This is a genomic window from Pseudocitrobacter vendiensis, assembly GCF_943590815.1.
GTDB classification, from domain to species: Bacteria; Pseudomonadota; Gammaproteobacteria; order Enterobacterales; family Enterobacteriaceae; genus Pseudocitrobacter; species Pseudocitrobacter vendiensis.
Window position 1 is genome coordinate 1 of sequence record NZ_CALSBS010000063.1, and the last position, 6,233, is coordinate 6,233.

The following is a 6,233-nucleotide window of genomic DNA, read 5'->3' on the forward strand; positions in this document are numbered from 1 at the left end:
GGGAAGGAGGGAGTGACCATCTCATTAAATAAAGCACGCTAAGCCGGTTGCAGCGGCCGTAGCGGCCTGAACTTGCCCGCGCCGATCTTGGCGCTGCTGCGCCAGAGGTAATCGCCGGTCAGGTTGATGTGCTCCCAGCCGAGCGGCGACAGGTACTGCAACAGGCCGTCATCGACGGCTTGACCGTGGCCACGCAAGGCGTTCGCGGCCCGCTCCAGATAGACCGTGTTCCATAGCACGATGGCCGCCGTCACCAGGTTGAGGCCGCTGGCCCGGTAGCGCTGCTGCTCGAAGCTGCGGTCGCGGATTTCCCCCAGGCGGTTGAAGAACACGGCGCGGGCCAGCGCGTTGCGCGCCTCGCCTTTGTTCAGCCCGGCATGCACGCGGCGGCGCAGCTCGACGCTTTGCAGCCAGTCCAGGATGAACAGTGTGCGCTCGATGCGTCCCAGCTCACGCAGGGCGACGGCCAGGCCGTTCTGGCGCGGGTAGCTGCCAAGCTTCCTGAGCATCAGCGAGGCCGTCGCCGTGCCCTGCTTGATCGAGGTGGCCATCCGCAGGATTTCATCCCAATGGGCGCGGACGTGCTTGATGTTGAGCGTGCCGCCGATCATCGGTTTCAACGCCTCGTAGGTGGCATCGCCCTTCGGGATGTAGAGCTTGGTGTCGCCCAGGTCACGAATGCGCGGGGCGAAGCGGAAGCCCAGCAGGTGCATCAACGCGAAGACGTGGTCCGTGAACCCTGCCGTGTCGGTGTAGTGCTCCTCGATCCGCAGGTCGGATTCGTGATACAGCAGGCCGTCGAGCACGTAGGTCGAGTCGCGCACGCCGACGTTCACGACCTTGGTGTGGAACGGCGCGTACTGGTCGGAGATATGGGTGTAGAACGTCCGCCCTGGGCTGCTGCCGTATTTCGGATTGATGTGGCCGGTGCTCTCGGCCTTGCTGCCGGTGCGGAAGTTCTGGCCGTCCGACGATGACGTGGTGCCGTCGCCCCAATGCCCGGCGAAGGGATGTCGGAACTGCGCGTTGACCAGCTCGGCCAGTGCCGCCCCGTAGGTTTCGTCGCGGATGTGCCAGGCTTGCAGCCAGGCCAGCTTGGCGTAGGTCGTGCCGGGGCACGATTCCGCCATCTTGGTCAGGCCCAGGTTGATCGCGTCGGCGAGGATCGTGGTCAGCAACAGGTTTTTGTCCTTGGCCAGGTCGCCTGACTTCAGGTGGGCGAAGTGCCGGGTGAAGCCCGTCCATTCGTCTACCTCCAGCAGCAATTCGGTGATCTTGACGTGCGGTAGGATCATCGCCGTCTGGTCGATCAGGGCCTGTGCGGTATCGGGCACCGCCGCATCGAGCGGCGTGATCTTCAGGCCCGACTCCGTGATGATGGCGTCCGGCAGCTCGTTGGCCAGCGCCATGCGGTTGACGGTGGCGAGCTGCGTTTCCAGCAGCGTCAGCCGGTCATGCAGGTACTGGTCGCAATCGGTGGCCACGGCCAGCGGCAATTCGCTGGCCTGCTTGAGGCTGGCGAATTTCGCGGGCGGCACCAGGTAGTCCTCGAAGTCCTTGAACTGGCGCGAGCCTTGCACCCAGATGTCGCCGGAGCGCAGCGCGTTCTTCAGCTCCGACAGCGCGCACAGTTCGTAGTAGCGCCGGTCGATGCCGGTGTCGGTCATCACCAGCTTCTGCCAGCGCGGCTTGATGAACTCGGTCGGCGCGTCGGTGGGCACCTTGCGGGCGTTGTCGCTGTTCATGCTGCGCAGCACCTCGATGGCGTCGAGTACGTCCTTGGCGGCGGGCGCGGCCCGCAACTTGAGCACGTCGAGAAATTCCGGCGCGTAGCGGCGCAGCGTGGCGTAGCTCTCGCCGATGCGGTGCAGGAAATCGAAGTCCTCGGGTTGCGCGAGCCGCTGCGCTTCGGTGACGCTCTCGGCGAAAGCATCCCAGGACATGACGGCCTCGATGGCGGCGAACGGATCGCGGCCCGCTTGCTTGGCCTCGATCAGCGCCTGGCCGATGCGCCCGAACAGCCGCACCTTGGCATTGATCGCCTTGCCGGATGCCTGGAACTGCTGCTGATGCTTGTTCTTGGCGGCATTGAACAGCTTGCCCAGGATGCGGTCATGCAGGTCGATGATTTCGTCGGTGACGGTGGCCATGCCCTCGATGGCGAGCGCCACCAGGGTCGCGTAACGCCGCTGCGGCTCGAACTTCGCCAGGTCGGCGGGCGTCATCTGGCCGCCCTCGCGGGCGATCTTGAGCAGCCGGTTCTGGTGAACCAGCCGCTCGATGCCGGAGGGCAGGTCGAGCGCCTGCCACGCCTTGAGGCGTTCGATGTGTTCCAGCATGTGCCGCGAGTTCGGTTTGACCGGGGATTGCCGCAGCCAGGCCAGCCACGTCGTCTTGCCGTTGTCGCGGCGCTTGAGCAGATCGTCGAGGCGACGGCGATGCACGTCCGTCAGCGGCTCAGCCAAGGCGTCGTAGAGACGCCGGTTGGCGCGGGTAATCGCTTCGGCGCTCGCCCGCTCGACGGCGTTGAGGGCGGGCACAATGACCGACTGCCGCCGCAGGTGCTCGATCAAGGCTCTGGCCAGCACGATGCCCTTGTCGGTTTGCATGGCCAGCTCGGTCAGCAACTGGACAGCCTGCCGGTAGTGGCCAATCGTGAACGGCTGGAAGCCGAACACCGTTTGCAGCTCGACCAGGTGCTCGCGTCGGGTCTGCTCACGCTGCCCGTACTCGTCCCAGCTTTCGATGCCGACCTTGAGCTGGTTGGCGACCAGTCTCAGCAATGGCGGGAACGGTGGCTCATCAGCGCCAAGGATGACGCCGGGAAAGCGCAGGTAGCAGAGCTGCACCGCGAAGCCCAGCCGATTGGCCGGGCCGCGCCGCTGCCGGATGATGGAGAGGTCGCTTTCGCTGAACGTGTAGTGACGGATCAACTCATCCTTGGTGTCCGGCAACGCCAGCAGGCTTTCGCGCTCGGCGGCGGAGAGGATCGAACGGCGGGGCATGCGGTTTCCTTCTTCTTGAAAACGTAGGTTTGTGACAAGCCCGCCAAGGCAACCGGCGCGGCACGGGAATCAAGGCATTGCGATTCTCGAAAATAGTTCTTGAAATTCTATTCTTGATTGCATATCATCTCAACGAGTTTCGATAAGAAAGGATGCGCATGCGACCGTCTGTTGTGCTTGACATGAAGCGAAGCGCAGTGCGTGAAGCGGTAGGCCGCTTTCGCGCCGCGAACCCGCGCGTCTTCGGCTCGGTGCTGCATGGCACCGACCGGGATGGCAGCGACCTCGACCTGTTGGTCGATGCGCTGCCCGGTGCCACGTTGTTGGACTTGGGCGATTTGGAAGAAGAACTGAAATCGCTGCTCGGCGTTGACGTCGATCTGCTGACTCCCGGCGACCTGCCGCCGAAGTTCCGGGCCAAGGTGCTCGCGGAGGCGCAACCGATATGAGCGAGAACCGCCTGCCCGATTACCTCGACCACATTCAGCAGGCCGCAACCGATGCGCGCAGCTTCGTGGAAGGGATGGCCAAGGACGACTTCTTGGCCGACAAGCGCACCCAGCAGGCCGTCATCATGAGCCTGATCGTCATCGGCGAGGCGGCCACAAAGGTGATGGATGGCTACGTCGAGTTCACCCAGGCGCATGCCGACGTGCCGTGGCGCAGCATGCGCAATATGCGTAATCGCATGGCTCACGGCTATTTCGACATCAACCTCGATGTGGTGTGGGAGACGGTACAGGAATGGCTGCCGGCGTTGCTCCAGCAATTGCCCGCCGTGCGTCAGGATGCCGACGATGAAGACCGTAACGACAACTGTGAAAGAGGGATCTCCGATGACTGTTGAATCGAGAATATTTTCTGTAGCCGAGTATGTTCAGCCGTCCGAAGGCGAGCCTATTCGTTCCGTTGTGCTTGAAACCCGAGACTCAATTATCGTGGTTTGGCATGTCCATCCCGGGCAGGAAATTGCGGCTCACATTCATCCTCACGGCCAAGACACGTGGACTGTTTTGTCGGGAATGGCTGATTACTTTCAGGGCAATGGGATTGTTCGTGCCCTCAGGGAAGGTGAGATAGCCGTGGCAAGACCGGGCCAAGTGCACGGGGCGCGAAATACAGGTACCGAGCCATTTGTGTTAGTCTCGGTTGTGGCATCAGCCAATGCCGGTTTCGTATTGGCTGAGCGATAGAGCCCAATCTCTGGAGTTGGTCCAATGAGCGGTCGGGGAGATAGGTAACAGACATGCAGCGGACACGGCTGCTAAACCAGGTCGCAAACCTCCTTGCGTCGCAGCGTGCCGCAAGCGACGCGATCAATCGAATGGGGTCGGCATGAGACTGAACACCATCCAGTTCCCGACCGCGTAGCCGCCTGTCCTGCCGATCAGGTCTTGACCATCGACGCCTGGGATCAGTCCTGAATGTTCTTGGAGACCACTACGTTATGAGCCGCAGCCGCCGCAAAACACCCATCGTCGGGCACACGACCTGCGGCAGCGAGCGCGAGGACAAGAAGCTCTGGCATCAGCGCTGGCGCACCCGTGAGCGCACGGCGCTGACCAGCGCGTCGCCCGAAGCCCTGAGCGCCCATCTGCCCCTGCTGGAAAACCAGGCCAGCAGCGTCTGGTCGATGGGCAAGGATGGCCGCTCCTACTGGCCCGTCAAGCGCCAGGCCGCCACGGCGGATCGCATCGCCAATCACAAGGGACGCAACCCGCAAGAACGCGCCTCCCTGAAAAAGCGCCTGCTGCGCAAGTGGATGAGCAAATGAAGCTCTCCTTCCATCAGCACATTGCGCTGTTCTGGATGATCGGTGCTCCGGGCGTCTTCGCGCCCGTGATCGAGAACGCCAAGCGGCCCGATGCCGGCGCCGTCATGGCGTGGGGTGTCGCGATCGTGGCGGTGATGATCCTCTTCACCCCTTTGCTGCTGCGCTGTCCACCATTCCGGCGCTGGTATGGCCGGACGGATGCGCTGTCGGAGCGGCAGCGCCAGGCGCTTGCCGAGCGCGGCCTGCGCCGCTACTACCAGACCGCTTTCGATGACGGCTACGTGCCCCGCGTGATGCCCTACGTGTGGCGCATCATCTGGACGGTCGGCGGGTTGATGGCTGTGACCGCCGTACTGCCTACCAACACCGGACGGCCAGCCTTCGATGCCTTGGTGGTCTTCTCGACCTGGTATCCGATAGGCGTGATGCTGCTGGTTTTCGCGTCGAGGCCCCTTGGCCGGTTGATTCGCCAAAGAGCACAGGAGCGGCGGAAATGAGCACGTCAACCATCGAGGCGCTGGCCAGCGCCTGGGCAAGGATTGCCGAGGAAGCGGAATTCCCCGCTGACTACGAGGGGACTGCCACACCACAAGCGCATCGGGCTAGCGAAGCTATTCAGGAGCAGATTCGGGAGCGCATCGTCGCCACCAACGACATGCGGCTGTTCAGCCTGCTGCACCTGCTGGGTCAGGCGTCGCTGCGCATGGAGCAAGCGCTGTGGCCGGAGGATTACGAGCGGATGACGCGCGAGGTTGAGGAAGCCCTGCGGCAAGCCACCGACGCCAACGCCAGATCGTACACCCACGAAGAAGTGATGCAGGCGATGCAGGAACGCATCGACCGGGCGCGAGACAAGCCATGTTGATTGGCTATGCGCGCGTCTCGACGCAGGATCAGAACCTGGAGCTGCAACGCGAAGCCTTGAGCAAGGCCGGATGTAAAAAGGTCTTCGAGGACAAGGTGAGTGGCACGCGGGCAGACCGGCCTGGCTTGGCCAAGACGCTCGAAATGCTGCGCGAAGGCGATACTTTGGTCGTCTGGAAGCTCGACCGGCTGGGCCGGTCGGTCAAGCAACTGGTCGATCTGGTCGGCGATCTGCACAAGCACGGTGTCCAGTTCAGGAGCCTCACCGACTCCATCGACACCGGCACACCATCCGGGCGGTTCTTCTTCCACGTCATGGCGAGCCTTGCCGAAATGGAGCGCGAGCTGACCGTCGAGCGCACCCGCGCCGGGCTGGAAGTCGCCAAGCAGCTCGGCCGCAAAGGCGGCCGCAAGCCGAAGATGACCGACAGCAAGATCGAGTCGGCCAAGAAGCTGCTGGCCAGCGGGGTGCCGCCCAAGGACGTGGCCAAGAACCTCGGCGTGTCCATTCCGACGCTGTACCGCTGGGTGCCAGCCTCCACGCACGCTTAGCGTGCTTTATTTAATGAGATGGTCACTCCCTCCTTCCC

General features: G+C 63.2%; 8 protein-coding genes. 7 read left to right on the plus strand and 1 reads right to left on the minus strand.

All coding sequences use genetic code 11. The features are described from left to right. Positions 1-38 precede the first annotated feature (38 nt). A complete protein-coding gene (locus NMC31_RS25675; RefSeq protein ID WP_015065644.1) occupies positions 39-3,005 on the minus strand; it encodes a Tn3-like element ISPa38 family transposase in 2,967 nt (988 codons plus the stop codon). A 158-nt stretch (positions 3,006-3,163) separates the two neighbouring features. Between NMC31_RS25675 and NMC31_RS25680 the strand changes: the two genes are divergently transcribed. The 7 genes from NMC31_RS25680 to NMC31_RS25710 all read left to right on the plus strand — a co-directional run bounded on the left by NMC31_RS25680 (position 3,164) and on the right by NMC31_RS25710 (position 6,195). Beyond that, complete coding sequence (locus tag NMC31_RS25680) at positions 3,164-3,454, plus strand: nucleotidyltransferase family protein (RefSeq protein WP_001247892.1); 291 nt, start codon at positions 3,164-3,166, stop codon at positions 3,452-3,454. Then, the gene (locus NMC31_RS25685) at positions 3,451-3,852 is read left to right on the plus strand and encodes a HepT-like ribonuclease domain-containing protein (RefSeq protein WP_001293886.1); all 402 of its coding nucleotides are present in this window, start codon (positions 3,451-3,453) and stop codon (positions 3,850-3,852) included. Before NMC31_RS25680 ends, NMC31_RS25685 begins: the two co-directional genes overlap by 4 nt. Next, positions 3,842-4,198, plus strand: coding sequence for a cupin domain-containing protein (locus tag NMC31_RS25690; protein WP_000215515.1), 357 nt, complete (start codon positions 3,842-3,844; stop codon positions 4,196-4,198). Before NMC31_RS25685 ends, NMC31_RS25690 begins: the two co-directional genes overlap by 11 nt. Positions 4,199-4,452: 254 nt before the next feature. Next, entirely contained in the window at positions 4,453-4,779 is a 327-nt protein-coding gene (locus tag NMC31_RS25695; protein ID WP_003100858.1) for a hypothetical protein, read from the plus strand. After that, positions 4,776-5,276 (plus strand): hypothetical protein, encoded by a 501-nt coding sequence (locus NMC31_RS25700; protein WP_003100856.1) that lies wholly within the window; start codon positions 4,776-4,778, stop codon positions 5,274-5,276. The genes NMC31_RS25695 and NMC31_RS25700 overlap by 4 nt, the downstream gene beginning before the upstream one ends. After that, positions 5,273-5,644: a hypothetical protein gene (locus NMC31_RS25705; RefSeq protein ID WP_003100853.1), complete on the plus strand. Its 372-nt coding sequence runs from the start codon at positions 5,273-5,275 to the stop codon at positions 5,642-5,644. Before NMC31_RS25700 ends, NMC31_RS25705 begins: the two co-directional genes overlap by 4 nt. Next, positions 5,638-6,195, plus strand: a complete 558-nt coding sequence (locus NMC31_RS25710; protein ID WP_003100847.1) for a recombinase family protein — start codon at positions 5,638-5,640, stop codon at positions 6,193-6,195. The genes NMC31_RS25705 and NMC31_RS25710 overlap by 7 nt, the downstream gene beginning before the upstream one ends. Positions 6,196-6,233 lie beyond the last annotated feature (38 nt).